The sequence below is a fragment of the Paraburkholderia sp. SIMBA_030 genome (genome assembly GCF_046535245.1).
Lineage (GTDB): Bacteria > Pseudomonadota > Gammaproteobacteria > Burkholderiales > Burkholderiaceae > Paraburkholderia.
Genome location: NZ_JAWRXB010000416.1, coordinates 1 through 275, shown reverse-complemented (window position 1 = coordinate 275; position 275 = coordinate 1). Strand labels below are relative to the sequence as shown.

The 275-nt window shown below is 63.3% G+C and carries 1 protein-coding gene; it reads right to left on the bottom strand.

Annotation, left to right across the window (positions count from 1 at the left end; translation table 11 throughout):
* A partial coding sequence (locus SB772_RS40590) for an Lrp/AsnC ligand binding domain-containing protein (RefSeq protein ID WP_410838597.1) occupies positions 1 to 275 on the bottom strand: 275 nt, incomplete at both ends.

Here is a 275-nt window from a genome sequence, read left to right as displayed (position 1 = left end):
TGCGGTAGTCCGCCATTTCGCCGATGCGCGCCTTGATCAGATAGTCGAAGTCGCCCGACACCAGGTGGCATTCGAGCACCTCGGGAATCTTCTGCACCTCGCGGCGGAACTGATCGAACATGTTGCCGCTCTTGTGGTCGAGCGTGATCTCCACGAACACCAGCAGCGCCGCGCCGAGCACGTTCGGATTGACGCGCGCGTAGTAGCCCGTGATGACGCCGTCTCGCTCCATGCGCTTGACCCGCTTGATGCACGGCGTGACCGACAGCCCGACC